Consider the following 24,328-nt stretch of genomic DNA (forward strand, 5'->3'; position numbering starts at 1 on the left):
TATGTCCGGCCTGACACCCCCTACGGCATCCCCTGCTTCCGCTTCCATCCACCCCTCGGCCAAGGCGTGGCGGCTGCGGCGCGCCCTGCTCGCGCTGCTGATGCTCGCCGCGGTTGCAGGCATCATGTGGTTGAGCACCGCCGAAGACAACCTCGCCCTGCACGCGGGCGAAGTCGCGCCGCGCGACATCCTTGCCCCTTACAGCCACACCTACGAAAGCGCCGTCCTCACCGAAAAGCGCCGCGAGGCCGCCGCGCAGGCGGTTTCCAAAGTCTATGCTCCGCCCGACGCCAGCATCGGACGCCGCCAGTTGGAACGGCTGCGCGCCGCGCTGACCTTCATTACCGCGGTGCGCGCCGACCCTTACGCCACCCAGCAACAAAAACTTGCCGACCTCGCGGCCATCCAGGGGTTGCACCTTTCTGCCAGCGAGGCACGCTACCTCCTCACCCTCGACGACGAACGCTGGCAAAACATCCAGCAAGAAGCCCAACGCGTGCTGGAAACCATGATGCGCGCGCCTATCCGTGAAGACCAGTTGGAAGAAGCGCGCCGCAACATCCCCGCGTTCATCACCCTCACCATGCCCGAGCGCCAGGCCGACCTGGTCGAGCGGCTGGTCGAAGCCTTTCTCGCCCCCAACAGCCTTTACAGCGCCTCGCTCACCGAGGCGGCCCGCGAAAAGGCGCGGGAAGCCGTGCCCCCCGTGGTGCGGGCCTTCCGACGGGGCGAAACCATCGTCCAGCGCGGGCAGGTCCTGACCCCTGAAGACATTGAAGCACTGAAAGAATACGGCCTGCTGCAAGGCACGGCTCGCTGGCAAGCCATCCTCGCGCCGCTGTTGCTGGTGCTGATTGCTTTCCTGGTGCTGGCGGCCTACATCCGCCTGCGCCGCCCCATGTTGGGCGAAAACATCACCGCGCTGACGATTGCCGGGGGGCTGGGCATTCTCTTCCTGGTGGGGGCGCGCATCACCATCCCTGGGCACATCGTGCTGCCCTACGTCTACCCCTTTGCCGCCTACCCGCTGGTGATGTTCCTGCTGTTCGACGCCGAAAGCGCGCTGGTATTTCTGCTGCCGTTGCTGGCGTTGGGGCTGTATCACCTGCCCCACGGCTTTGAGTTGATGACCTACCACGCCTTTCTGGGCATTGCGGGCGTGGTGCTGCTCAGCCAGGTGCAGCGCATGCGCACCTTCTTCCTCGCCAGCGCGGGCATGGCCCTGACAGGGGGCACGGTGCTGCTCGCCACCCGCCTGGCCTCGCCTTCCACCGACCTGCCGGGCATGATCACCTTGCTGGGGGCAGCGGCGACCAACGGCGTGCTGGCTTCCAGCCTGGCCCTGGTGTTGCATTACTTCCTTGCGCCGCCCCTCGGGCAGATTACGCCCATCCAACTGCTGGAACTTTCCCGCCCCGACCAACCTTTGCTGCAAGAACTGCTGCAAAAAGCGCCAGGCACTTACCAGCACAGCCTGCAAGTCGCCAACCTGGCCGAACAAGCCGCCCGGGCCGTGCACGCCGATGCGCTGCTGGTGCGGGTCGGTGCGTTGTATCACGACATCGGCAAGGTGCTGCGGCCCCAGTTCTTCATTGAAAATCAGCCCCCCGGCAGCACCAACCCCCACGAGCGCCTCTCGCCCGAAGAGAGCGCCCGTATCATCATCGCCCACGTGAGCGACGGGCTGGCGCTGGCGAAAGAACACCGTCTGCCCCGCCGCATTCAAGATTTCATCGCCGAGCATCACGGCACGCTGATCACCCGCTATCAGTATGCCCGCGCGGTGCAAGAGGCCGGCGGCGATGCCAACAAGGTAGACATCGAACATTTCCGCTACCCCGGCCCGCGCCCCCAAAGCAAGGAAACCGCCCTCGTGATGCTGGCCGACGGCTGCGAGGCGCGCGCCCGTGCCGAGCATCCCCCCGACAAACACGAACTGCGCCGCCTGGTGCACGACACCATCACCACCCGCATCCGCGAAGGGCAACTCAGCGACACCCAACTTACCCTGCACGACCTGAAAACCATCGAAGACACCTTCGTCGCCGCGTTGCAAGGGGTTTACCACCCCCGCATCCAATACCCCCAACTGCAGGAAAACCGCGGCCAGGCGACCATTCCTGCTTCCGAAGCGCGGGCGCTGGCCACGGGCGACCCTGAGCCCCCCGCAACGGAAGACGCCGAGGCTTCTCCTCCGCCGGAAAACGACGACCATGCCCACCATTCATCTGACGATTGAGCCTCCCTACCAGGAAGCCGTGGACGCCGACCTGCTGCGCCGGGCCGCGGTGGCAGCGTTGCAGCAACAGGAAGCCCCGCCCGCGGCGCTAAGCCTGCTCATTACCGACGACGAAACCGTCCGCCGCCTGAACGCGCGCTATCGCGGCATCGACGCGCCGACCGACGTCCTCTCTTTTGAAGACGGCAGCACCGACCCCGAAACGGGCGCGCTCTACCTCGGCGACATCGTGATCGCTTACCCTCGCGCGGCGGCGCAGGCCGCACGCGGCGGCCACCCCATCGCCTGGGAACTTTGCCTGCTGACCGTCCACGGCGTGCTGCACCTGCTGGGGCACGACCATGCCAACCCCGACGAAAAAGCCCGCATGTGGGCAGCCCAACGCCGCATCCTGGAAAGCCTGGGCTGCCCCCTCTCACCACCCTAAGCCTGTCCGCCCCGTTGTCGGGCGGCTTCTGACCACACACGCATGTCTAAAACGCCTTCCCGAATCCAGGCCTTCCGCCACGCCTTCGAGGGGCTGGGCTACCTGCTGCACACCCAGCCCAACGCGCGCATCCATGCCGCGGCCACGGTGGGCGTGGTGGCGCTGGGGCTATGGCTGCGCTTAGAGGCGCGCTCATGGGCGCTGCTGGCCGCTGCCATCACCGTCGTGTGGGCCGCCGAAGCAGGCAACACCGCGCTCGAAGCCCTGGTCGACCTGGTTTCGCCCGAAGTCCACCCCACTGCCAAAGCTGCCAAAGACACCGCCGCCGCCAGCGTGCTGCTGGCCGCCAGTGGGGCTGTGGTCATCGGCCTGTTGGTGCTGGGGCCACCCTTGTGGCACCGCCTGGCCGCCTTCCTGCCTTGAGAAAAGCCCATGCCTTCTTCAGACGCTCTCCCCCTCGATTACCGCGCGGCTGGCGGCGTCATCGTCCGCCCCTCGCAAGAAGTGCTGGTACTGGAACGCCCCGCACGCGGCGAAATCCGCCTGCCGAAAGGCCACATCGACCCCGGTGAAGCCCCTTTGCAAACCGCGCTGCGGGAAATCGCCGAAGAAAGCGGCTTCCAACGCCTTCGCCTGCTGGCCGACCTCGGCACGCAGCGGGTAGCCTTCCCCTACCAGGGCCGCACGTGGGTGCGCGAAGAGCACTATTTCCTCTTCCTGCGGGAAGGCCCCACCGAACCGGACACCGCGGCCGAAAGCCAGTTCATCCCTCGCTGGGTCTCGTGGGAAACTGCCGAAGAGATACTGAGTTTTGAGCCCGAGCGGGAATGGGTACGCCGCGCCCGCGCGGCCTGGGCCCGCCACCTGCCCCCCGCCCCTTTTCACGCTGGAGGTCACGCATGACCCTTTCTTTCCGTTTTGGCACCGTGGGCACGCCCAAATCGGCGCCGAAAAAGCCCGGCGGCAGCGTAGGTGCGATTTTGCGCCTGCGCGAACTCGGCCTCGACGCACTGGAACTCGGCTGGGTGCGCGCCGTGCGCGTGAGCGAAAAAACCTGCGCCGCCATCAAAGCCACCGCCGCCGAGCACGACGTCGCGCTCAGCGTGCACGCGCCCTACTTCATCAACCTCAACGCCGACGACGAAGAATGGCCGAAATCGCGCAAGCGGCTGATGGACGCCGCTTATTACGGCTTCCTGGCCGGTGCGACCGATATTGTGTTCCACCCGGGTTCGTACTTTGGCCGCCCGCCCGCTGAGGTGCTGCCCAAGGCCATCGCCCGCCTGGAAGCCGTGGCTGCCGAACTGCGCGAGATGGGCGTGGAAGTCACCCTGCGCCCGGAAACCATGGGCAAAAGCGCGGTCATCGGCTCGGTGGAAGACACCCTCGCGATGAGCCAGGCCGTGCCCAGCGTGGCCCCTTGCCTCGATTTCGCCCACCTGCATGCCCGCCCCGGCGACGGCAGCATGAATTCCTACGACGAGTGGGCCCGCGTGCTGGAAGCCTACGGCAACGCCCTCGGCGCTGACGCCTTACGCCATCTGCACATCCACCTTTCGGGCATCGAATACGGCCCCAAAGGCGAGCGCAACCACCTCAAATTTGAGGAAGCCGACCTGGACGTGCAGGCTATCTTCCGCGCCCTCAAAGATTTCGACGCCGCGGGGCGCATTTTATGCGAAAGCCCTGTGCTGGAAGAAGACGCCCTCTTGCTCAAGCAATGGTGGCAACAACTTGTCGCTGCATCCTGACCTGCAACCTGCAACCTGCATCTTGCACCCTGCAACCTGCATCTTGCATCTTGCATCTTGCATCTTGCACCCTGCACCCTGATTTCCGGAGGAAACCCCATGCCCGTCAAACATGCTCATGAAGTCCCCTACCAACCCGTCAACGCCGGCAAGGACACCACCATCCAGATTCTGATTTCTCCCGAAGAAGGGCCGCACTTCGCCATGCGGCGCTTCACCATGAAGCCCGGCGGCGGCATGCCCCGGCACACCAACGCGGTGGAGCATGAACAGTACGTCCTTCAAGGGCACGCCCGCATTACCTTGGGCAACGAAACCTACGAAGTGCATGCCGGCGATGTGGTGTTCATCCCCGCTGGCGTGCCGCACTCTTACGAAAACATCGGCAGCGAAGACTTTGTCTTCCTCTGCCTGGTGCCCAACCTGCCCGACGAAATCAAAATTCTGGAATAAATTCTGAACCCAGCCCCAACCTGCGGCTTCAAGGCGGGGGATTTGACAAAACCCGCCCGGTCGCGGTATGCTTGGGGCGTCCCCGAGTGGGTCCGACGCGGCAACGCCCTCCGAACCGGGTCAGGTCCGAGAGGAAGCAGCCCTAAGGAGGTTCCGTTGGGTGCCGTCGGGTTGCCTGCTCGGGGGCTTTGACGTCAATCGAAACCCCACGGCGATCCCATTACAGGCCCTCTGAGGGAACAGGTGAAGGGAACACCGTCATCTCCAAAGCCTGCTGCGGCTGGCTTCGACACTCCCCAGCCCCTCTCGGGCATTTCGACAGGCTCTTATAAAACAAACACACAGCGCCCTCTCGGCTGAGAGGGCGCTGTTGCATTTTCAAGCGTGATAGAGATTAGTGGTTGCCTTCGTGTTCGTGCTCACCTTCAGGGGTGGCGGTAGGGTTGCCCATGCCCCACATGAAGGGCGGTTCCGGAGTCTCGGTCGGCTCCATCGTTTCAGTAGGTTCCGGGGTCTCGGTCTGCTCTTCCATCGTCTCGGTGGATTCCGGGCTCATGGTGGGCTGACCATTTTGTTCTTCGTAGCGGTTGGTGTTTTGCTCCTGGCGGCTCATGAAGTTGATGGCTTTGGCGTTCAGGCTGCCGTCGCTTTCGGCCTCAGCGACCACCATCACCCGGTCACCCGGCACGATCTGACCCTGAATCTTCGTGTCTTCGGTGATGTTGAGGGTCCGCCCGGCGACCACCCACTGGTCAGCGTTCTGGGCTTCGACCACGCCCTGGAAAGTGATCACCTGCTTCATCTCACCCTGGTGGGTTTCCTGGTTGCCCTCGGTCTGAGGGATGACCTTGGCCTGCACTACCATGGCCTGCCCATCGGGGTCAACATAGCCGTGCACTTCGACCATATCACCGACCTGCACATCGCCTTTCACTTTGGCGTCTTCGGGGACCACCACGCTCTTCCCGTTCACGACCCAGGTGTTGCCGTCGATGCTTTCCACGGTGCCTTCCACTTTGAAGATCTCGCCTTCGGCATGGCTGCCCGCTGCGCTCATGGCTTCACCAGCGTGCTGCTCGGCCTGCTTGGCGGCCTCTTCACCCTGCTGGGCGGCTTCCTGTTGCATCTCGCCAGCCTGTTCCTGAGCCTGTTTCTCAGCCTGCGTGGCGTGGCGCTCGGCTTCGGCGTAGGCTTCCATTGCCCGCATCTGCGCTTCTTCAGTGTGCTGCAACGCTACTTGCAAGGCTTGCTTACTATGCTCGTCGGCATGGGCTTCCGCTTGCCGCAGCATTTGGGCAGCGACATCGGTCATCACAGCCACCCGGGCGGCTGCATCGGCCTGGCCTCGCTGGGCCATTTGCTCGGCAATCTGCTCAGCGGCCTGCAGGTGCTCGGCCATGTTCTGCGTCGCCTGCGGGATCATGTCGGTGCGGCCTTCCGCCACCAGGGTTTGAATCTCGGCCGCGCGTTCCTGGGCAAATTCCAGGTGCAGTTCGGCCTTCGCTTGCGGATTGGTGGTGAATGCCAGTTCGGCTTGTTCGACCACCTCTTTCACGGGGTACAAAGTATCCCCAGGCAATGCGTCCTGCGACGCGTAGGCTGCGGCTGCGCCGCCGCCGAAGATGACACTGATTGCCATCAGGGCTGCTACTAAAATGTTGACCATTTTCAGGCCCTCCTTTCGCAATTGGGGTTTTGGCTGAATCCACTTCTTGAGACGCCAAAACAGCCCAGAGGATACGGCCTGCTCGGGCAATTTTTCGGGTTTCATTTCCGCCGCCATCTGCAGAAACCGGGCGCGCCCCTCTGCTGCCCGCCGCGGGTCGCGCGGGGGCACATTCTGCAAAGCAGCCAGTTGTTTCCGCAGGCGGGGGTCCAATTCACTCATGGGGTTCCTCCTCCAAAATCCTTCGCAACGCAGCCAGGGCTCGGTGCTGCAAGGCTTTGACTGCTCCGACCGGTTTCTGCATCACCTCGGCGACTTCTTTGAGCGACCACTCCTCCAAAAATCGGAGCACAATCACCTGCCGTTGTTCCGGGGTGAGCAGCCGCAGCGCCGCACGCACCCGCTGCTGCTCTTCCTGTAAAAGCACCTGACTGCTCAACGTCTGCTCATCGCTGCTCAGCGCGTGCGCCAGGTCATCGACGTTCACTTCGGGGGGCGGCTGGCGACGATAATAGTCGGTGATCCAGTTGTGCGCCACCCGATACAAATATGCTTTGAGATGCGTCTTCGGCCCACCGCCATTTCGCAGCGCCTGCAAAAACCGGGCGAACGTTTCGGCCACACATTCCTCGGCAACATCTTGATCGCCTAAAAAACGCATGGCGTAGCGATACAACAGTGGGCTGTAAGCGTCGTAGATGGCAGCCAGAGCGTCCATATCCCATGCACGCGCTGCCGCCAACCATTGAGCCTCATTGTTTGCAGCCATAGGCCTTCCTACTCTCTATGACGCCCCAAAAGGGCAAAGGATACGGCTAACCTGAAGGTACGATGAGCACAAAATGATAAGGGAAGCGGGGATTGTACCGAATCACCCGCCGCTGAGGAAAAGCCGCCCGCACCCGGGCATCGGCGCGCGGCCCGCGGCTCCACGCGAAAATGAACGGAGTGGTCAGCCACGGGTCTTCCAGCGTAAGCAGCGCACCGTAAGGCATCCAATGCTCGGTATGAACAAAAACCACAGCAGGGGTCAGGGCCTGGGCTTCCGGCGTCAGGAAAGGCGCCAGCCGCTCTCGGCTAATGCCGTAAAGGCCGTGCATCATTTGCAGGCGAGGCGGCAAATACCACCGGGCGTTGGCAATCACCAGGAAGGCCAACATGCCGGCCACCATCGCCCCCCGCAGGAAAGCCCAACGGCTACGCGGCGTCCGCGGCGATGGTGCCTTCCCCCGCTTGAGCGGCCAACCTGCCAGCCAGAAAATACCGGTGGCAGTCAGCAAGGTCAGGCTATACAACCCTTCGTAGTAATATCGCGGGCCAAACAACCAGGCCCCCACCCAATAAGCGAGATACACCACCACCAAAGAGGGAAACACCCCCAGCACAGGCCAGGCAAGCACATCACGCCGCACGGCCCAGAGGCCCAAAGGCAGGAAAATCCACGAAAAGCGACCCCACCCGAACAGATCGCCCATGCCCACCTGCAGGCTGAAACGGGTGTTGATCCACCCCATGTGAAGCGTATGGCCGTAACGCCCGTGGCCCGGGCCAAAGCCAATTTTATCGTAAGGCCACCAAAGGGTGTAAGGGTTCCGCAAGGGGTCGCCGGTAAGCGCCCATTGCCAGGCGAAATGCAGCGAAGCCACCCCCGCGGCCGTAACGCCCACGGCCAGCACAGCCTTTCGCTGCCGGGGCGTGCCGCGCCACAGCAGCCAGAGGCCGTGCAAAGCAAAAGGCAGCGCCACGCCCACCGCCGTCCAGGGGCGGGTCAACGCCAGCGCCCCCAAAGTCGCCCCCGTCAGCCAGGGCAGGAAAGCCGGAGGCGGCGCGCCATCATGCCGCGCCAGCCGCGCCCACAAAAGCGCAAAAGCCGCGCTCAGTGCCAACTCCAACGGATGCGAAAGCAGCGAGCCGCTGTTCAGCCAGAAAAAAGGCGAAGTCAGCGTCAGCGCGGCGGCCAACACGCCAACCTCGGGCCGCCAGAGCGCCGCGCCCAGCCTGAAAGTCAGCCACACAGCCAGCCCAGCCAGCAAAGCATTCGCACACGCGGCGCAGCCCAACCGCATCGCCAGCCCCAGCACCACCGGCCACCCCAGGGGATATTTGCCAAACCGCCGCCCGTGCCAATCGACCACAAAGGGCACCAAGAAACTTTGCGGGTCGCCCGGCGGGCTGGGCACGGTCAGTTGGCCGTGAGCCGCCACTTCGGCCTGCCACCAATAGGCAATTTCATCTTCCAGATGGGGCAGGCGCTCGTAAACGTGCGCCGAAACCCACAACGAGCCGGCCACAGCCAGCACGCTGAGCAACAACGCCACTGCTTCCCAGCGGTAGCGGGCAAGAAAACGCTTCACAGCGCTCAAAAACACCATTTCATGCCCTACAGCCCCAAGGCATCACACGCCCACGGCCCGCAGCGCATCCAATACTGCCGCGTGCAGCACGCCGTTGGTCGCCACCACCCCGCGGTTGGCCTCTAACCGACGGCCGCGGCTGAAATCGAGGGGGCGGCCTTCCATGTCGGTGACCGTGCCGCCGGCCTCTTGCACCACCAACGCCCCGGCAGCCTGGTCCCAAATCTTTTCCCGATAATCGGGGCGGTCGGCCGTAGGCAAACGCAAATACACCTCCGCACCGCCGGCCGCCAGCACGGCATACTTGGCCTGGCTGTCCATCCGTACCGGCTCGGCGGCGCTGCCCAAAGCCTGCATCACGGCCTCGATTTGCGCACCGTTGGTATGCGCGTCCTCAAAGGAACGCAGCACTCGCGCCCTGGCCGGGTCGGTTTCCCCAGAAACCCGCAAACGCCGCCAGGCTACGGGGGCATCCAAAGCCCCCAGCCAGGCCCCGCCCCCGCGCACCGCCACGGCCAGGCAGCCGCCCGGCGCGCCTTCCAGCGAAAGTTCGGGGCAGGCCAGCACCCCCACCTGCACCTGGCCGTCTTCCACCAGGGCAAAGGCCACCGCATACTGGCCGCCCCGCAGGAAGCCTTTGGTGCCGTCAATGGGGTCGAGCACCCAAAAACGCCCCTCGGCAGGGGCTGCGCCGCGGTCAATCCACGCCAGCACCGCCTCGTCATCCACGCCGGGCCGCACCGTGCGCACATATTCGGCCACCTTGGCCGCGACAGCGGCATGGTCGGCGGTGCGCAAAGCCGCGGCGGCCTCTTCGGCCACCAGCGCCTCACCGGGGAAGGCTTCCCCCAACATGGCGGCCACCACCGCCTGGGCGGCAAAGTCGGCCACGGTCACCGGCGAGCGGTCGGATTTGGCAAAGGCTTCGGCGGCCAGGTCGCGCTGAATGCGGCGCACCAGCAGCCCCGCCTGCCGCGCTGCGGCGGCTGCAAAACAGGCCTCTTCCCGCCGTTGTTGCAGCGGGAAGGCTTCACAAAGCGTGACGTCGTTCACAGCATCCTCCTCAGCAGGCGCGTGTGGCTCATTGCCCCGCCGTCAGAATCACGCGCGCCGGCGCACCTTCGCTGCCCACCAGTTTGAGCGGCAGGCAGTAAAGCGTGTAAGCGCCCGCGGGCACCCCCGAAAGATCCAGGGTTTCGATGACCACCACGCCCGCCCCCAGCAAAATGCGGTGCGTGGGCACGGGGTCGTCGTAAGGCGCCACCGAAAGGTAATCCACCCCCACCAGCCGCACGCCGCGGGCCACCAGGTATTCCGCTGCGTCGGCGGTCAGGGCCACGAAATCGGTGTGGAAGGCCGTATCGCCCCGCGCCCACCAGCGCGAGTTACGCGTTTTGAAAAGCACGCGCTCGGCATCGGCAGGCAGGTGAGCGGCTGCCAGCGCCGCGGCGGTAATGTGGCCTTCCAGCCCCGTCAGGTCGACCACATAGGCCTTGCCTGTCAAGGCGCCCAGCGGCAGGGTTTCCACCGTTGCGCCTTCGGCCAGAAAATGGTAAGGCGCATCCACATGAGTGCCCAGGTGCACGCACGCCGCCAGGCGCGACACATTGGCGTCGTGGCCGTCTTCCATCCTGAGGAAGCGTTCCAGCACCGGCTCGGGGTCGCCCGGCCAAACAGGCATGTGCCCCGGGGCAATGGGAATGGTGACATCGTAGATTTTAGACATGGGTCAAGGTGGTTAGATAGTCGGGTAGTCAGATAGTCGGGTGGTCGGATAGTCGGGGGTCAATCCACGAAACGGTATTTCAACAGCGTCCACAAGGCGATGATACCATCGTGGGCTTTGATTTTCTTGCCTTCGGTGTAGTCGCGCGGGTTGAAGGCTATTGGCACCTCGAAAATGCGGTAGCCGCGCTTGAGCACCTTGGCGGTGAATTCCGGCTCGAAATCGAAACTGCGAGCATGTAAGGGCATATCAGCCACCACTTCACGCTTGAACACCTTGTAGCCGGTTTCCATATCGGAAAGGATGGTGTTGTAAAGGATGTTGGTAATCAGCGTGAGGATTTTGTTGGCGACCATGTTCCAGAAAAGAATCGGCCGCCGCGGCGCGCCCAGAAAGCGCGAACCATAGACCACATCGGCCTTGCCTTCGTAAATGGGCTGCAGCAGTTGGGGGTAATGGCGGGGGTCGTATTCCAGGTCGGCGTCCTGAATGATGATCAGGTCGCCGGTGGCATGCCGGAAGCCGGTGCGCAGCGCCGCGCCTTTGCCCTGGTTCCTCTCGTGGTAGTAGACCTTGAGGTGGGGAATTTCGCCGCTGGCTTCCAGTGCCCGCAAAATCTCGCGGGTGCGGTCGGTCGAGCCGTCATCCACCACGACAATTTCGGTGGGGATGCCGGTCGCGGCCACCTGCTGCAAAATGTCGCGAATGGTCTCTTCCTCGTTGTAGGCCGGAATGACCACGGTGACGGTGTGGTTGGATTGCGTTTCAGCCATAGAACTCCTCGAAAACGTTGTCAGAGATCAACTCAAAGCCGCGCGCACCGTGGTGTAGAGGGTTTCGGCGCGCAGGTCGGCCAGAGTGCGGCAGGGGGCTTTGAGGTGCTCGGCCAGCGCGCGAGCATAGCCCTGGTCAAATTCGGCGACTTCCATGTTGAGCACCAGGCTCTGAATGCCTTCGGCGGCAATCTGCTCGGCGATGGTGTAGGCTTCTTCCAGCGGCGGCACGTCAGGGTTGATAGCCACATTGGCCGCGCCGTCGGTGAGCACAATCAGCAGCGGACGGACGTCGGGATGCGCCACTTTTTCGCGCCGCAGCACTTCATAGGCCAGCAGCAACCCTGCCGAGAGCGGCGTTTTCCCGCCAATGGGGATGTTTTGCAGCGCCCGCGAGGCCAGGTCCACCGAATGGGTAGGCGGCAGCACCAGCGTGGCGCGGTTTTTCTGGAAAACGATCAGCCCCACCCGGTCACGGTGCTGGTAGGCATCGGTGAGCAGCGAGAAAATCGCCCCTTTCGTCGCGGCCATGCGCTCGGCCACCGCCATCGACCAGGAAGCATCGACCACGAAGAGAATGAGGTTGGCCGCCTTGCGGACGCGCACCTTTTCGCGCAGGTCGTGGGGTTTGAGGATGAGCGCGGGGGCGTCTGCGGGTGCGTGGGCACGGCGTTCCTGTTGGTACGGCGCCGCCGCGCGCACGGTGGCATCGAAAGCAAGGTCGGTCACTTTGCCGCGGGGCACGCGCGCCCGAATGTAGCGCCCGCTTTTGCGGTCGGTGAGGGTTTGCGAGCGGCGACCGCTTTGGCGGCGGGTGCGGGCATCTTGCGGTGTGGTGAGGGTATGGGGCGTGAGCGCTGCTTGCTGAACGAGGCCGCTGCGCTGGCCGCCTTCCCACCAGCGCCCGTCGCCGGTCTGGAAGACCTCTTGCGGCGCGGCGCGCAGGCTGTCGGCGGCGGCAGGCTGCGCCCCGCCGTCGGCCGTCACGCCCCGAGGACTTTTTTTGCCTTTTCGGCCTCCTGCCGATGCCGTCTTGGCGTGGTGGAAGGCTGGCTTTCCCGCTGGCCGACCAGTTCGTTGAGCCGCTCTTGCAATTCTGCAAAGGTCACTTCGCTCTGGCCGAGGGGCGTGCGCTTGAGGCGGTGCGGCAACGCCAGTTCCGCCGCCAGCATGATGTCGTCGGTGGTAATGGCCGTGCGGCCTTCGTAAGCCGCCTGCGCCCGCGCCGCCTTGAGGATGACCATGTCGGCGCGGTGGCCGTCCACGCCCAGGGAAGCGGTGAAAGTGGCAATCGTGAGCAGGTCGCGGCTGGTATAAGTCACATTGGGCAACAGTTCACGGGCGCGCACGATGCGTTCGGCCAGCACCTTTTCATGCGGCTGCCATGCCTCGCGGAAGCCTTCCGGCGAGGCTTCGAAAGCAATGTTGCGCTCGATGATTTCCACCCGCTGGGCCGGGTCGCTCACGCCGCGGATGTCTACCGCCAGGGCAAAGCGGTCGAGCAACTGCGGGCGCAGGTCGCCCTCTTCGGGGTTCATCGTGCCCACGAGGATGAAGCGCGCCGGATGCCAGAAGGAAATGCCTTCCCGCTCGACGATGTTGACGCCCATCGCGGCAGCGTCGAGCAACAGGTCGACCACGTGGTCGTCCAGCAGGTTGACTTCGTCAATGTAAAGAATGCCCCGATTGGCGGCGGCCAGCACCCCCGGCTCGAAATGGCGCTCGCCGCGCTGGATGGCGCGCTCGATATCCAGGGTGCCCACCACGCGGTCTTCCGTGGCCGAAACCGGCAGGTTGACAAAAGGCACCGGCTTCCAGACCCACTGGTGCGCCAGGTCTTCCCCGGCCTCGGCGCGCGCCTGGCACTCAGTGCACCAGGTTTCCGGCTGGTCGGGGTCACAGCCAAAGCGGCAGCCCTTCACCACCTTGACCTGGGGCAGTAAGGCGGCCAGTGCCCGCGCCGCGGTAGACTTGGCCGTGCCGCGCTCGCCGCGAATGAGCACGCCCCCAATCCGCTGGTCAATGGCGTTCAAAATCAAGGCGCGCTTCATGCGTTCCTGATTGACAATCGCTGTAAAAGGAAAAATCGCCGTCACACAACATCCTTTGAGAGAAAGATTATCGGGCACCCCACAGCCACCCCCGGCCACTCTCTCGCGGCGAGGGCTTCAAAAGCTCCAATCGGCATCATGCGTTGCGGAAAACCACTTCAACGGCTTGCCACCGCTCGCGACAACAGCCCGGGAAGCCGCTGTGCGCGCCCCGATATAGAAATCATCGCACTGCACCTCTGCTATGCCGTGCTTCCGCAGTTATACCACAAAGGTTGCCAACTTTTCTCATCACCTGTTATAATTACCCCATCTTTCAACAACGGAGTTGGTCTTATGGAATGGAATGAAGCCCCTACGGGGCAGGAGGTTGCACCTGAACCCACAGCACCAGAAGCACACGAAGAAGAACCCCAAATGACCATGGAAGACCTTCTGGAAGCAGAAGGCTTTTCCCTGGAGTTTCCCAAAGCGGGGGAAATTCGCACAGGCGTCATCACCAGCATCACCGATAACGAAGTTCTGGTCGGCATTGGCGCGAAATCCGAAGGCGTCATCCCCAAGCGAGACCTGGAACGCTTGAGCGAAGAAGAAAGTGCGGCAATCCAAATCGGGAACGAAATTTCGGTCTATGTGGTTTCGGTAGATAGCGACGGCACGGCCAAGTTGTCGTACACCCGCGCCTTAGAAGCCAAAGACTGGGACGAAGCCGAGCGGATGCGCGACAGCAAGGAAACTTTCCACGGCACTGTTGCCGGGGTCAACAAAGGCGGTTTGGTCGTGCGCTTCGGGCGGTTGCGCGGCTTCATTCCTGCTTCGCAAGTCAGCCGAGAGCGGCGGCTTTCGGTGGGCGGTGGACGCCCCGACAAAGACCTGGAAGCCTGGAAGGCCCTCATCGGGCAGCCCATCGCCGTCCGGGTCATTGAGGTAGATCGCGAGCGCCGTCGGCTCATCCTCTCGGAACGCGCCGCGGCCCGCGAATCGCGCGAAGTGCTCAAAGAGCAACTGCTGGAAACCCTCCAGGTGGGCGATGTGCGTACCGGACGCGTGACCAGCCTGACCAACTTCGGCGCTTTCGTCAACATCGACGGTGCCGACGGCCTGGTGCACCTCTCCGAAATCTCGTGGGAGCGCGTGGGCAAGGCCAGCGACGTGCTCAAAGTCGGCCAGGAAGTCACCGTCAAGGTCATCGAGGTCGATCGCGAGCGCAAGCGCATCGGTCTCTCCATCCGTCAGTTGCAGGAAGACCCCTGGAAGCAGAAGACCAAGGGGCTGCGCGAAGGCATGCTGGTCAACGCGGTTATCACCCGGTTGGAAAAGTTCGGCGCCTTTGCTCGCCTGGAAAACGGCCTGGAAGGGCTGATTCACATTTCCGAACTGAGCACCCAGCATGTAGAGCACCCGCGTGAGGTCGTCCACGAGGGCGACGAGGTCACCCTGCGCATCGTGCGCATCGACCCTGAGCGCCGCCGCATCGGCCTGAGCCTGAAGAAGGTGGATTCCCTCGCCTACGCCGACCTTGACCTGCGGCTTGCAATGGAAGAAGCCGAAGAGGTGCTGGAAGGCATCTTGCAGGAAGGCGAGGCCGCCGAAGCCGAGGCTGCCGAAGCCCCAGCAGAAGAAGCCGCCCCCGAAGCCGAAGTCGAAGCGCCCGAAGCCGAAGCAGAGGCCAGGGCGGAAGAAGAAACCGAAGCCAGCGAGGAAGCGGCGAGCGAATAACGCCACCCGCACCTTCCCCCAAACAAACACAAGCGCACCCGCGAAGGGTGCGCTTTTTTTTGAATGGCCCGGATGGAAAACCTTACTTCGCTGCCGCGCCGCGGCGCGCCCGCCAGGCTTTGTAATATTCCCACACGCCCGGCAACACCGAGACCGCAATGATGCCGATGATCACCAGACTAAAGTTGTCTTTCACCACCGGAATGTTCCCAAAGAAATAACCCAGTCCCAGGAACAAGCCCGTCCATGCCACCGCCCCCAAGACGTTGTACGTGATGAAGTGGCTATAAGTCATGGTGCCAATGCCCGCCACAAAAGGCACGAACGTGCGCACAATCGGCACAAAGCGCCCCACCACAACGGCAAAACCGCCGTACTTCTCATAAAACTCGTGCGTACGGTCGAGGTGCTCTTTTTTGAGGTATTTGATTTCACCTGAAAATGCCCGAGGGCCAATGAAATGCCCCACCCAGTAATTGACCGTATCGCCCAAAATCGCGCCCGAGGCCATCACGAGGAACAACAGCGCCAGGTTGAGGTCGCCCAGGGCGGCAAACGTGCCCGCGGCAAAAAGCAGCGAATCGCCGGGCAAAAAAGGCGTCACCACAAAGCCGGTTTCCAGAAAGAGCGTGAAGAACAACAGCGCGTACGTCCAGCCGCCGAACGTTTGCAGCACCGTGGCAAGGTGCTTGTCGAGGTGCAGAAAAACATCAATCACAAACTGAAGCCAGTTCATCGTCCCTTCCTTGAAACAAGATGAGCGGCATTATAGCACATTACGGCCAATGCGCACCATTGAGCCGAATTTTAACGCTCAACAGGTGGTCACCCACGGTCAACGCGCGCACCACATCCATCCCCGTCACCACCTCCCCAAAAATCGTCGCGTGCCCATCATACTGCGGCAAGGCTTTCAAAGTGATGAAGAACTGGCTGCTGTTCGTTTCGCCGCCCGCGCTGTAAAGGGCAACCACGCCGGGATGGTCGAATTTCAAATCGGGGGCAATTTCCAGCCCGAAAGTATACCCCGCATTCCCGTAGCCGGTGCCGGAAGGATCGCCCGTGCGGACGAGGTCGGCCGTGGCTTCCAGAATCGGGCTGTTGTCGTACCACCCGTGAGCAGCCAGGAAAGCGAAACTGTTGACGGCCGCGGGGGCCTGATCAGGGAAGAGCCGCAGCGTGACCACGCCGCGGGTGGTGAGCAGGTCGGCTTCCACCTTCGCATCGGGCGAAATGGCTCGCGGGGGGCAGGCGTGAAACTGGTGGGCTTCCAAAATCTTCAGCCGCACCACCGCATCCAGATCCTTGAAATCCAGCGGGCCGGTGTAAAGTTGGGTGTTGATGTAGAGCATGGGCACGGCGGGCAGGTTGTGGTTGATGCCGTTTTGCCAGGCGCGCTGTATCAGGTCGCGAATCTCCTGGCTTTGCAGGTCGTGCTGAAAACGGTTGGTGTCCAGCCCCAGGCGTTGAGCCGCATTTTGCAGGTCAGCCAGGAAAGCCTTGCCGTCCATCCCCGTCCACCGCGTCTGTTCGGCGAAGAGCAGGTCGTGCATCTCCCAGAACTTGCCCTGACGGGCCGCGGCTTCGGCAGCCTGAGCAGCCAGGGCAGCCTTGTCGTGCAGGTTGAGCAGCGGGAAATGGCGGAAAACCAGCACAACCTCTTGCGAATGCGCCTGCTGCACATGCCGCAACACCGGCGCGAGTGCAGCGCACGAAGTGCATTGGAAATCGCTATACACCACCAGAAACACCGCCGCCTGCTGGGGATTGCCGAGAATGTGGTCGTAAGCGGTCAGATATTCCTGGGCCTCACGCGCCGGTGAAACGCCTTGCCGCGAAGCGCGGCAGGGAATGGTGGGCACAGGCGTCGGTGTGGGCGTGGCGGCCGGGGCAGCGGTCGGCGGAGGAAGCGGGGTTGGCGACGGCGTGGCAGGGGGTGTGGCAGGCGCACAGGCGCCCAACAGCACCGCAATTCCTGCGGCCATCAGCCAGCGCCCCAGGTGGTGAGCAATGAGCAAACGGAAGGCTCTCATCGGCAACTTCCTTTTCCAGAAAGGGCAAAGGTCTGCCACGATTTTACCGCACCCCCCAGGCGTCGTCGTAGGGCGGGATGGCATCCCGCCCTACGAGGGAGAAGTAAGCCTGCCACACCACGACCGGCAGCGCCGCGACGTGGCATGCCGTCCTACGGCGAAGTCAGTGCAAACACCATCGAAACCGTCGCCGTCACGGTCAACTGGCCTCCACTGACCGGCACTTCACCCGCGGCTTTCGGCGCAGCCATCATCACCTCAGCCCGTTCCACAGGCTGCACCAAACTCTGGAACGAAATGGTCTGCACCTCACCCAGTTTTGCCCCTGCGGCTTCGGCAATGGCTGCCGCCTGCGCCTTGCCCTGCTTCACGGCTTCCAGCCGCGCCTGCTCCAGCAAGGCCGCCCGGTCGCTGACATCAAAGCGGATGCCCTGCAGGCGGTTCGCGCCGTTTTGCACCACGGCGTCCAGCACCTGCCCTAACTTGTCCAGGTTGCGCACGGTGATCTGCATGGTGTTGTCCACCACATAGTAGCGGGCAATGACCTTGCCGTTCTTATCCCGCTCTTCGCGCTGGTAGAGGGACACCGAAGTGGTGCGGATGTCTTTCTTTTCAATGCCGAACTGCCCCAGGGTTTGATACACTTTGGCGGCCTGGGCGTTGTTGGCGCTGAGGGCATCGGCCGCCTGCCTGGCCTGGGTGTGCACACCCACAGTAATGTAGGCCACGTCGGGCGTGGCCGTCACCGAGGCCTGCCCACTGACCGTGATGGTGCGTTGCGGGGGGCAGTTCGTGGCTTCCGGCAAGGGCGCAGCCTGCACGCGATGAGAAAACGCCCCCACCGCCGCAGCGAAGGCTAACGCCAGCACGACAACGCCTGCAGCGATTCCTGCCATCCATTGCTTGGACATAAGACACCTCCTGAAAAGGGTTCCGGTATTCTTGTGAGTGCGTGTTGCGATGGATAGACGCTCCACGGCGGGAAAAGGTTCCGGTGATGGTACAATTTGTGTCGCCTACCCACAAAGACGAAGCCCAGGCAACCGGGCGGCCCACCAACAAAACGCCGGCCACCCTTTCCTATTGTATTCCCTTTTGCGAGCGAGAAGATGCGCAAAGAAGTGCTCACGTGGAACGACGTCGATGCTCTGATTGACCACCTCATCCCCCAGTTTGATGTGGCCTTCGACGCGATGGTGATGATCAGCCGCGGGGGCATTGTGCCCGGCGGCATCCTGGCCGAAGCCCTCGGCCTGACCCACATTCTGCTGGCGGCGGTGGACTTTCCGGCGCAGATGGCCATGGCCCGCGCCAAACTGGTCGCCTGGCCGAAATTCATCCAGTTCCCCGATGAGCCGCTGCTGGAAGGCCGCCGCACGCTCATCGTGGACGATGTGTGGGGCTCCGGCCGCACAATGACCGCGGTACGGGCGCGGGTGGAAGCCGCCGGCGGCATCCCCTACACCTGCGTGCTGCACTTCAACCCCCATCGCAGCCTGTTCGGCGCGTTGCGCCCCGACTTCTACGCCGCAATGACCGATGCCTACATCGTCTACCCGTGGGAAATCCAGCGCGGCGGCGACAAAGTGCTCGCCGACCCGGCGGGTGTGGGGTAAGCGGAAGCCATGAACATCGACCGTCGCCTGATGGCACTGCTGCGCGGCCCCCGCGTGGCCTTCGGCATCACCGTAGGGCTGGGCATCCTGGGCGGCTTCCTCATCGTAGCCCAGGCCGCGCTGGCGGCGTGGATGGTCAACGCCGTCTTTCTGGAAAAAGCCGCCCTGACCGACCTGCGCTGGGCAGCCCTTGCCTTCGTCGGCGTGTTGGCGGCGCGGGGGGCGGCTTCCTGGGGGGCTGAGGTGAGCGCCTTCCGGGTCGCTGCCGACGTCAAACGCACCCTGCGGGAACGCCTGCTCGCCCACCTGGCCGCCCTGGGGCCGGTTTACACCCACGGCGAGCGCACCGGCGAACTCACCAACACCCTCACCGAGGGGCTGGAAGAACTGGAAACCTACTTCCGCCACTACCTGCCCCAGGTGGTGCTCGCCGCCGCCGTGCCGCTGCTCGTGCTGGTGCTGGTCTTCCCGCGCGATTGGTTCTCCGGGCTGATTTTGCTGTTCACCGCCCCGCTCATCCCCCTCTTCATGAACCTCATCGGCAGCATCGCGCAAAGCCTGACCGAAAAGCAATGGAAACAACTCAACCGCATGAGCGCCTTCCTGCTGGATGCGCTGCAAGGGCTGACCGCGCTGAAAATTTTGGGGCGCAGCCGTGAATACATCCGGCGGGTGGAAGAGGTGAGCGACCGCTTCCGCCAGACCACTTTGGAAGTGCTGCGGGTGGCCTTCATCTCGGCGCTGGTGCTGGAATGGGTGGGCACGCTGAGCACGGCGGTGGTCAGCGTGGGTATCGGCCTGCGGCTGCTCTACGGACGGCTAACCTTTGAGCAGGCGTTTTTCGTGCTGCTCCTCACGCCGGAATTCTACTTCCCGCTGCGGCAGTTGGGGGCGCGCTTTCATGCCGGCATGGGCGGTGTGGCCGCCGCGGAGCGCATCTTCGGCGTGCTGGAAACCCCACCCCTGGCCGCCGCGCCCGAGGCCGCAAGCAGGGAAAGCCCCCCGGCGGCGCGGCTTTCCCCCGCCGCGGCGGCTGCCATCTTCCCGCTGCGGCTGGAAAACGTCACCTACACCTACCCCGACGGCGGCGAAGCAGCCTTGCAAGGGGTGAGTTTCACCATTGAAGAGGGGATGCAGGTGGCGCTGGTAGGGCCAAGCGGGGCGGGCAAGAGCACCATTGCCTACCTGTTGCTGCGGTTCATCGTGCCCCAAAGCGGCGAAATCCTGGCCGGTGCGCAACGCCTGGCCGAAATTCCGGCAGAAGCCTGGCGGCAATGGGTGGCCTGGGTGCCGCAGCAGCCCTACCTCTTCAACACCACCGTGGAAGCCAACATCCGCCTGGCCCGCCCCGACGCCTCCCGCGAAGAGGTGGTGCAGGCGGCGAAAATTGCCCGCGCCGACGAATTCATCCGCGCCCTGCCCGAGGGGTACGAAACCGTGGTCGGCGAGCAAGGGGCGCGCCTGAGCGGCGGGCAGGCGCAGCGCATTGCCCTCGCGCGGGCGCTGCTGAAGAACGCGCCCTTCCTCATCCTCGACGAACCCACTGCCAGCCTCGACCCGGAGCACGAAGCCGCCATCCAGGAAGGCCTGCAGGCGCTGCTGGCCCGCCGCACCGCGCTCATCATCGCCCACCGGCTGCACACCATCACTGCAGTTGACCGGGTGGTGGTGCTGGAAGGCGGCCGGGTGGTGCAGGTCGGCGCGCCCGACGCCCTGGCCGCGCAGGAGGGGCTTTTCCGGCGGCTGCTGGAAGCGCGAAACACCACCCCATGACCCTTTGGCACTGGCTTTTCCCGCTCGTCGGTTACCTGCTGGGCTCGCTGGCGTTTGCCGTCTGGCTGCCCCGCTGCGTCGCGGGCGTCGACATCCGCACGAGCGGCTCAGGGCACGCCGGTGCCACCAACACCATGCGGCACATCGGCTGGGGGTGGGGGCTGGTCGTCTTTGCGCTCGATGTGCTCAAAGGTTACGTCGCCGTAGCGGTGGCACAGGCAGCCGGAGCAGGCCCCCTCATCGTGGCGCTCACCGCCGCGGCAGCGGTGGCCGGGCACATCTGGCCGGTGTTCGCCGGTTTTCGCGGCGGCATGGGGAACGCCCCCACCTTCGGCGCGCTGCTGGCCGTTTCTCCGCTGGGCGCGCTGCTGGCCGTGGGATGGCTGATTGCCTGGGTGCTTTTGCTGCACCACACGGCGCGTGGCAACGCCCTCGCCGCGGCCACCGCCTGGGCGCTCTTTTGGGCTGTGGGATTGACCGGCGCGCCGCTGGCCGTGGCCATTGCCCTGGCACCGGTGGTCACCCTGCGCTTTGCTCAAGACTGGCAACGCCAGTATCGTGAACTGTGGCTCGACCGCCCCGCCAGGGAACCCGACGAGGGGCGCACACCCCCATCGTAAAGCCCCCGCGCTGGGAAGTTTATTCCCACCCCTGCAAGCGGAACGCCCGCACTGCCCAGTCGGCCAGGCGGGGGGCGAAGCACTGCGCCCAATAGAGCAAGCGCGCCTGAAAGGGCACGATGACCTCGGCGCGGTTGCGCTGCACCGCCCGCACGATGGCCTGCGCCACGGCTTCCGGCGGAATCTTGGCCGAGATCCACGGCACTTTGAGGTCGGCAATCATCGGCGTATCTACCCGCCCGGGGAACACGGTGCTGACGCCCACGCCGGTGCCGTGGAGTTCCTGCCGCAGCACATCGCCAAAGCCGCTGAGGGCAAACTTGGCCGCGACGTAAGGAGCATCGGGGGGCAGCCCCTTTTTGCCATCCATGGAAGTGACCAGCACGATATGGCCTTCGCCCCGCGCCAGCAGGTGCGGCAGGGCTTCCAGCACCAGATACACCCCACCATAGAAGTTGACGGCCAGGGAACGTTCCAGCAAATCGGGGGTGAGGTCGCGAATTGGGCTGCGGAGGTACACCCCGGCATTAGCCACCACGCCATCCAGGCGCCCAAAGTGCTCACGGGTGCGCGCCACCAGCGCGGCTACATCGGCGCGGCGGGTAACATCGGTGGGCACGGTCAGGGCTTCCCGGCCCAGGGCGCGCACCCGCGCGGCCACGACTTCCAGCGCTTCAGGACGGCGCGCGGCCAGCGCCACATGCGCCCCGACACGCGCGAAAGCCCGCGCTGCGGCAGCACCAATGCCGCCAGAAGCGCCGGTGATGATGATGACACGGTCATGGAGATCTTTCATCGCACCCTCATAGCAAGGAAAAACCGTAACTGCTCAGCCTCGGTAAGGAGAAACCACAGATTACGCAGAAAAACATCCACCAATTGCACAGATTAGCACAGATTGGGAAAAAACGCTGAAAAGCCCAACGCTCCCGTCCGTTTCTTGGCGGCCTTGGCGCCCTAAAAATCCGCGGCCATCCGTTTTATCCGCGTGATTCGCGGCCTGTTTTTCCAGAGCTGAACAGTTACGAAAAACCACAGATTGCACAGACTCCGCAGAGCACCACCCACCAATGGACTAACTAACCGACTAACCGACGAACCGCCTCATTGCCGCCCCTCCCTATCAAAACGTGAAACCGTACATCTCGGCCACGCCGGCACACAGGCGGGCCAGGTCTTCCCGGCTCAGCCCCCACTGTTCCAGCGTGTATTTGTTCGGGCTGCGGTAAGCCCGCACGCGGGCGTCTTCGGCTTCCAGATAGCGCGCCAGCGCGGGCGGCATGGCGAGTTCCAGTTGCTCGTAAATGCGGTGCACCGTCTGGCGGTAATTTTGCGTCAGGTCGCGAAAGCCAACCCGCACATAACGGTTCGGGGGCAGGTCGGCCAGGTCTTCGTGTAAACGGCGATACCAGAGGCAATACACCTCAGCCAGGATACGGGCCTCCCGCCGCACATCGCCGGGGCAGCCGTTCATGCGCCAGTGGCCGTACCACAGCGCCACCGCCGAAGGGATGACTTCGGCCGGATGGCGCACCAGATGGATGAATTTGGCATCGGGGAAGGCGGCGCGCAGGTCGGGCATGGCCGAAGAGAAGGTGGGCGGTTTGCTCAGATGCCGCCCGCCGCCGTGCGCGTAGAGGTGACGCTGCAACATGCTGCGGTAGAAGGCCATTTCCTGGCGGCGGCGCTTTGCGGGCACCCGGCGGGAATAATCGGCGTAATCGGCCAGCAGTTCCGGGAAAGGGAAGAACGCCAGCAGGTCGTAGCAGGCCGCCTGGTGCAGCAGCAGTTGGACGTCTTCCTCAGGCTGCAGAAAACTCAGGCGATGGACGCGAAAGTAATCGCGTGCGTTGGGCATCTGGCTCCAACGGGCTTCCAGACGCACCCAGCCACGCTGCAAAGGCTGCCCCAGCCGATCATCCAGCGCTTTTACCGCCCAGGCAAGTTTGCGCTGCACCACCGAGGGCGCCAGCAGGCTTTCCCACAAATCCATCGGCACGAACTGGGGGTCGCGCTGCAAGGTACGCATGAGCAAGGTGGTGCCGGAACGCTGGGTTGCGGCAATGAAAACCGGCTCGCGCACTTCCTGCCGCCGAAAACCGGGGAAGAGCAGGCGGTCGGCTGCCCAGGCAAGGCGGTGCGCCGCCCCTAGCAGGGGGTAGAACAGCAGCATTTGGGTAACGAGGAAACCCACGCGCTGCGGGCACAGCCGCCCGGGCGTGTTGCGAGAGCGGAAGAAACTATGGGAAAGCAAGCGCAGCATCAGGCGGGCGTTGAAGGTCATGCCGCTTTCCTCCGGCGAAGATCAGGGCAGGGTCACCAAAATGAGTGTGCCTACCAAAACGCAATAAACGGCGAAAACATACAAACTGTGGCTGCCGAGGTAGCGCAGCAGCCAGCGGATGGCGAGATAGCCCACCGCGGCGGCCGTCAGGAAACCCACCAGCACCGGCAGCCAGGCGGCGCCCAGGGCAGGCAGGGTGAGCAAGTCCTTGAGCGCGACCACCCCCGCCCCCAGCATCACCGGCACGGACATGAGGAAGGAAAAGCGCGCCGCGGTCGGGCGGTCCAGGTGGCGCACCATGCCGCCGCTGATGGTGCTGCCGCTGCGCGAAACGCCGGGAAACAGCGCCAACACCTGGAACAGCCCCATCACGAGGGCGTCGCCCCAGTTGAGTTGAGCCAGGTTGCGGCGACGGCGGCCGACGAGTTCCCCCAGCACCAGCAGCGCCGCCGTGCCCCAGAGGAAAAAGCCCACCGCTCGCGGCGAGGAAAACGCCGCTTCCACCGAATCTTTCAGCCACAGCCCCCCGGCCACCGCGGGCAGCGTTGCCAGGATGAGATACCACCCCAAACGGGCCTCGGCGGTTTCCAACGGGCGGCGGCGGGCCAGGGCTTCCAGAAAGCCCACCGTGATGCCCCAGAGGTCATCCCAGAAATAGACAATGACCGCCAGCAGGGTGCCCATTTGCACCAGCACATCGAACACAAAGGCCACATCTTTCGGGAAGTGCCAGCCCAGCAGGTGCGGCACCAGCACCAGATGGCCGGAACTGGAAATCGGCAGGAACTCGGTCAGACCCTGCACGATGCCCAAAACGAAAGCCTGGAAAAGCGTCATCTCAAC

The 24,328-nt window shown here is 63.9% G+C and carries 24 protein-coding genes, 1 other RNA gene and 1 pseudogene; 11 read left to right on the forward strand and 15 right to left on the reverse strand.

Annotated features, from left to right (window positions below; genetic code table 11):
* Position 1: 1 nt before the first annotated feature.
* The 5 genes from ENJ54_05575 to ENJ54_05595 are packed head-to-tail and all read left to right on the forward strand — an operon-like array spanning position 2 to position 4,417.
* Positions 2–2,239: an HDIG domain-containing protein gene (locus tag ENJ54_05575; GenBank protein ID HFC09306.1), complete on the forward strand. Its 2,238-nt coding sequence runs from the start codon at positions 2–4 to the stop codon at positions 2,237–2,239.
* On the forward strand, positions 2,214–2,666 hold the full coding sequence (gene ybeY, locus ENJ54_05580) for an rRNA maturation RNase YbeY (GenBank protein HFC09307.1): 453 nt from the start codon (positions 2,214–2,216) through the stop codon (positions 2,664–2,666). Before ENJ54_05575 ends, ybeY begins: the two co-directional genes overlap by 26 nt.
* A gap of 42 nt (positions 2,667–2,708) precedes the next feature.
* Positions 2,709–3,089, forward strand: a complete 381-nt coding sequence (locus tag ENJ54_05585) for a diacylglycerol kinase family protein (protein HFC09308.1) — start codon at positions 2,709–2,711, stop codon at positions 3,087–3,089.
* Positions 3,090–3,098: 9 nt separating this feature from the next.
* Positions 3,099–3,569, forward strand: coding sequence for an NUDIX domain-containing protein (locus ENJ54_05590; protein ID HFC09309.1), 471 nt, complete (start codon positions 3,099–3,101; stop codon positions 3,567–3,569).
* The gene (locus ENJ54_05595; GenBank protein ID HFC09310.1) at positions 3,494–4,417 is read left to right on the forward strand and encodes a hypothetical protein; all 924 of its coding nucleotides are present in this window, start codon (positions 3,494–3,496) and stop codon (positions 4,415–4,417) included. The genes ENJ54_05590 and ENJ54_05595 overlap by 76 nt, the downstream gene beginning before the upstream one ends.
* On the opposite strand, the gene ENJ54_05600 is transcribed toward ENJ54_05595, so the two are convergent.
* Positions 4,380–4,487, reverse strand: a complete 108-nt coding sequence (locus ENJ54_05600; GenBank protein HFC09311.1) for a phosphotransferase — start codon at positions 4,485–4,487, stop codon at positions 4,380–4,382. The two genes, ENJ54_05595 and ENJ54_05600, sit on opposite strands and share 38 nt — an antisense overlap.
* A 29-nt stretch (positions 4,488–4,516) precedes the next feature.
* Between ENJ54_05600 and ENJ54_05605 the strand changes: the two genes are divergently transcribed.
* Positions 4,517–4,870 (forward strand): cupin domain-containing protein, encoded by a 354-nt coding sequence (locus tag ENJ54_05605; GenBank protein ID HFC09312.1) that lies wholly within the window; start codon positions 4,517–4,519, stop codon positions 4,868–4,870.
* Between the two features lie 84 nt (positions 4,871–4,954).
* Positions 4,955–5,054, forward strand: an RNA gene (ffs, locus tag ENJ54_05610) — signal recognition particle sRNA small type.
* A 210-nt stretch (positions 5,055–5,264) separates the two neighbouring features.
* On the opposite strand, the gene ENJ54_05615 is transcribed toward ffs, so the two are convergent.
* From ENJ54_05615 to ENJ54_05650, 8 genes are all read right to left on the reverse strand, one after another.
* On the reverse strand, positions 5,265–6,758 hold the full coding sequence (locus tag ENJ54_05615) for a hypothetical protein (GenBank protein ID HFC09313.1): 1,494 nt from the start codon (positions 6,756–6,758) through the stop codon (positions 5,265–5,267).
* Positions 6,751–7,305, reverse strand: coding sequence for a sigma-70 family RNA polymerase sigma factor (locus ENJ54_05620; GenBank protein ID HFC09314.1), 555 nt, complete (start codon positions 7,303–7,305; stop codon positions 6,751–6,753). The genes ENJ54_05615 and ENJ54_05620 overlap by 8 nt, the downstream gene beginning before the upstream one ends.
* Before the next feature lie 46 nt (positions 7,306–7,351).
* On the reverse strand, positions 7,352–8,908 hold the full coding sequence (locus tag ENJ54_05625) for a hypothetical protein (protein ID HFC09315.1): 1,557 nt from the start codon (positions 8,906–8,908) through the stop codon (positions 7,352–7,354).
* Positions 8,909–8,932: 24 nt separating this feature from the next.
* On the reverse strand, positions 8,933–9,910 hold the full coding sequence (locus ENJ54_05630) for a 3'(2'),5'-bisphosphate nucleotidase (protein HFC09316.1): 978 nt from the start codon (positions 9,908–9,910) through the stop codon (positions 8,933–8,935).
* A gap of 61 nt (positions 9,911–9,971) precedes the next feature.
* Complete coding sequence (locus ENJ54_05635) at positions 9,972–10,616, reverse strand: cyclase family protein (GenBank protein HFC09317.1); 645 nt, start codon at positions 10,614–10,616, stop codon at positions 9,972–9,974.
* 59 nt (positions 10,617–10,675) lie between these two features.
* Positions 10,676–11,389, reverse strand: a complete 714-nt coding sequence (locus tag ENJ54_05640) for a glycosyltransferase family 2 protein (protein ID HFC09318.1) — start codon at positions 11,387–11,389, stop codon at positions 10,676–10,678.
* Positions 11,390–11,416: 27 nt separating this feature from the next.
* Positions 11,417–12,334 (reverse strand): VWA domain-containing protein, encoded by a 918-nt coding sequence (locus ENJ54_05645; protein HFC09319.1) that lies wholly within the window; start codon positions 12,332–12,334, stop codon positions 11,417–11,419.
* A 38-nt stretch (positions 12,335–12,372) separates the two neighbouring features.
* A complete protein-coding gene (locus ENJ54_05650; GenBank protein ID HFC09320.1) occupies positions 12,373–13,485 on the reverse strand; it encodes a magnesium chelatase in 1,113 nt (370 codons plus the stop codon).
* A 372-nt stretch (positions 13,486–13,857) separates the two neighbouring features.
* Between ENJ54_05650 and ENJ54_05655 the strand changes: the two are divergent.
* A pseudogene (locus tag ENJ54_05655) lies at positions 13,858–14,964 on the forward strand (S1 RNA-binding domain-containing protein).
* 277 nt (positions 14,965–15,241) lie between these two features.
* On the opposite strand, the gene ENJ54_05660 reads toward ENJ54_05655, so the two are convergent.
* The 3 genes from ENJ54_05660 to ENJ54_05670 all read right to left on the reverse strand — a co-directional run bounded on the left by ENJ54_05660 (position 15,242) and on the right by ENJ54_05670 (position 18,103).
* Positions 15,242–15,895, reverse strand: a complete 654-nt coding sequence (locus ENJ54_05660; protein ID HFC09321.1) for a DedA family protein — start codon at positions 15,893–15,895, stop codon at positions 15,242–15,244.
* Between the two features lie 40 nt (positions 15,896–15,935).
* Positions 15,936–17,192 (reverse strand): hypothetical protein, encoded by a 1,257-nt coding sequence (locus tag ENJ54_05665; GenBank protein ID HFC09322.1) that lies wholly within the window; start codon positions 17,190–17,192, stop codon positions 15,936–15,938.
* A 152-nt stretch (positions 17,193–17,344) separates the two neighbouring features.
* Entirely contained in the window at positions 17,345–18,103 is a 759-nt protein-coding gene (locus tag ENJ54_05670) for a DUF541 domain-containing protein (protein HFC09323.1), read from the reverse strand.
* A 198-nt stretch (positions 18,104–18,301) separates the two neighbouring features.
* Between ENJ54_05670 and ENJ54_05675 the strand changes: the two genes are divergently transcribed.
* The 3 genes from ENJ54_05675 to ENJ54_05685 are packed head-to-tail and all read left to right on the forward strand — an operon-like array spanning position 18,302 to position 21,201.
* Complete coding sequence (locus tag ENJ54_05675) at positions 18,302–18,808, forward strand: phosphoribosyltransferase (protein HFC09324.1); 507 nt, start codon at positions 18,302–18,304, stop codon at positions 18,806–18,808.
* Between the two features lie 30 nt (positions 18,809–18,838).
* A complete protein-coding gene (gene cydD, locus ENJ54_05680; GenBank protein HFC09325.1) occupies positions 18,839–20,581 on the forward strand; it encodes a thiol reductant ABC exporter subunit CydD in 1,743 nt (580 codons plus the stop codon).
* The gene (locus tag ENJ54_05685) at positions 20,578–21,201 is read left to right on the forward strand and encodes a glycerol-3-phosphate acyltransferase (protein HFC09326.1); all 624 of its coding nucleotides are present in this window, start codon (positions 20,578–20,580) and stop codon (positions 21,199–21,201) included. Before cydD ends, ENJ54_05685 begins: the two co-directional genes overlap by 4 nt.
* A gap of 19 nt (positions 21,202–21,220) precedes the next feature.
* Here ENJ54_05685 and ENJ54_05690 read toward each other — a convergent pair whose 3' ends face one another.
* The 3 genes from ENJ54_05690 to uppP form a co-directional block, all read right to left on the reverse strand.
* Positions 21,221–21,997, reverse strand: a complete 777-nt coding sequence (locus tag ENJ54_05690; GenBank protein ID HFC09327.1) for an SDR family NAD(P)-dependent oxidoreductase — start codon at positions 21,995–21,997, stop codon at positions 21,221–21,223.
* A 327-nt stretch (positions 21,998–22,324) separates the two neighbouring features.
* Entirely contained in the window at positions 22,325–23,485 is a 1,161-nt protein-coding gene (locus tag ENJ54_05695; protein ID HFC09328.1) for a sulfotransferase, read from the reverse strand.
* Positions 23,486–23,506: 21 nt separating this feature from the next.
* Complete coding sequence (gene uppP, locus ENJ54_05700) at positions 23,507–24,322, reverse strand: undecaprenyl-diphosphatase UppP (protein HFC09329.1); 816 nt, start codon at positions 24,320–24,322, stop codon at positions 23,507–23,509.
* Positions 24,323–24,328 lie beyond the last annotated feature (6 nt).

It is taken from the genome of Chloroflexota bacterium (assembly GCA_011322445.1).
GTDB lineage: Bacteria > Chloroflexota > Anaerolineae > Anaerolineales > DRMV01 > DRMV01.

Excerpts from the sequence above, each read along its gene's own strand:
- ENJ54_05605 (HFC09312.1), top strand. The coding sequence starts at position 4,517 with ATGCCCGTCAAACATGCTCATGAAGTCCCCTACCAACCCGTCAACGCC.
- uppP (HFC09329.1), bottom strand. The coding sequence starts at position 24,322 with ATGACGCTTTTCCAGGCTTTCGTTTTGGGCATCGTGCAGGGTCTGACC.
- ENJ54_05635 (HFC09317.1), bottom strand. The coding sequence starts at position 10,616 with ATGTCTAAAATCTACGATGTCACCATTCCCATTGCCCCGGGGCACATG.
- ENJ54_05575 (HFC09306.1), top strand. The coding sequence starts at position 2 with ATGTCCGGCCTGACACCCCCTACGGCATCCCCTGCTTCCGCTTCCATC.
- ENJ54_05675 (HFC09324.1), top strand. The coding sequence starts at position 18,302 with ATGCGCAAAGAAGTGCTCACGTGGAACGACGTCGATGCTCTGATTGAC.
- ENJ54_05685 (HFC09326.1), top strand. The coding sequence starts at position 20,578 with ATGACCCTTTGGCACTGGCTTTTCCCGCTCGTCGGTTACCTGCTGGGC.
- ybeY (HFC09307.1), top strand. The coding sequence starts at position 2,214 with ATGCCCACCATTCATCTGACGATTGAGCCTCCCTACCAGGAAGCCGTG.
- ENJ54_05660 (HFC09321.1), bottom strand. The coding sequence starts at position 15,895 with ATGAACTGGCTTCAGTTTGTGATTGATGTTTTTCTGCACCTCGACAAG.
- cydD (HFC09325.1), top strand. The coding sequence starts at position 18,839 with ATGGCACTGCTGCGCGGCCCCCGCGTGGCCTTCGGCATCACCGTAGGG.
- ENJ54_05690 (HFC09327.1), bottom strand. The coding sequence starts at position 21,997 with ATGAAAGATCTCCATGACCGTGTCATCATCATCACCGGCGCTTCTGGC.
- ENJ54_05590 (HFC09309.1), top strand. The coding sequence starts at position 3,099 with ATGCCTTCTTCAGACGCTCTCCCCCTCGATTACCGCGCGGCTGGCGGC.
- ENJ54_05665 (HFC09322.1), bottom strand. The coding sequence starts at position 17,192 with ATGAGAGCCTTCCGTTTGCTCATTGCTCACCACCTGGGGCGCTGGCTG.
- ENJ54_05595 (HFC09310.1), top strand. The coding sequence starts at position 3,494 with ATGGGTACGCCGCGCCCGCGCGGCCTGGGCCCGCCACCTGCCCCCCGC.
- ENJ54_05640 (HFC09318.1), bottom strand. The coding sequence starts at position 11,389 with ATGGCTGAAACGCAATCCAACCACACCGTCACCGTGGTCATTCCGGCC.
- ENJ54_05625 (HFC09315.1), bottom strand. The coding sequence starts at position 8,908 with ATGGTGTTTTTGAGCGCTGTGAAGCGTTTTCTTGCCCGCTACCGCTGG.
- ENJ54_05620 (HFC09314.1), bottom strand. The coding sequence starts at position 7,305 with ATGGCTGCAAACAATGAGGCTCAATGGTTGGCGGCAGCGCGTGCATGG.
- ENJ54_05585 (HFC09308.1), top strand. The coding sequence starts at position 2,709 with ATGTCTAAAACGCCTTCCCGAATCCAGGCCTTCCGCCACGCCTTCGAG.
- ENJ54_05670 (HFC09323.1), bottom strand. The coding sequence starts at position 18,103 with ATGTCCAAGCAATGGATGGCAGGAATCGCTGCAGGCGTTGTCGTGCTG.
- ENJ54_05695 (HFC09328.1), bottom strand. The coding sequence starts at position 23,485 with ATGACCTTCAACGCCCGCCTGATGCTGCGCTTGCTTTCCCATAGTTTC.
- ENJ54_05615 (HFC09313.1), bottom strand. The coding sequence starts at position 6,758 with ATGAGTGAATTGGACCCCCGCCTGCGGAAACAACTGGCTGCTTTGCAG.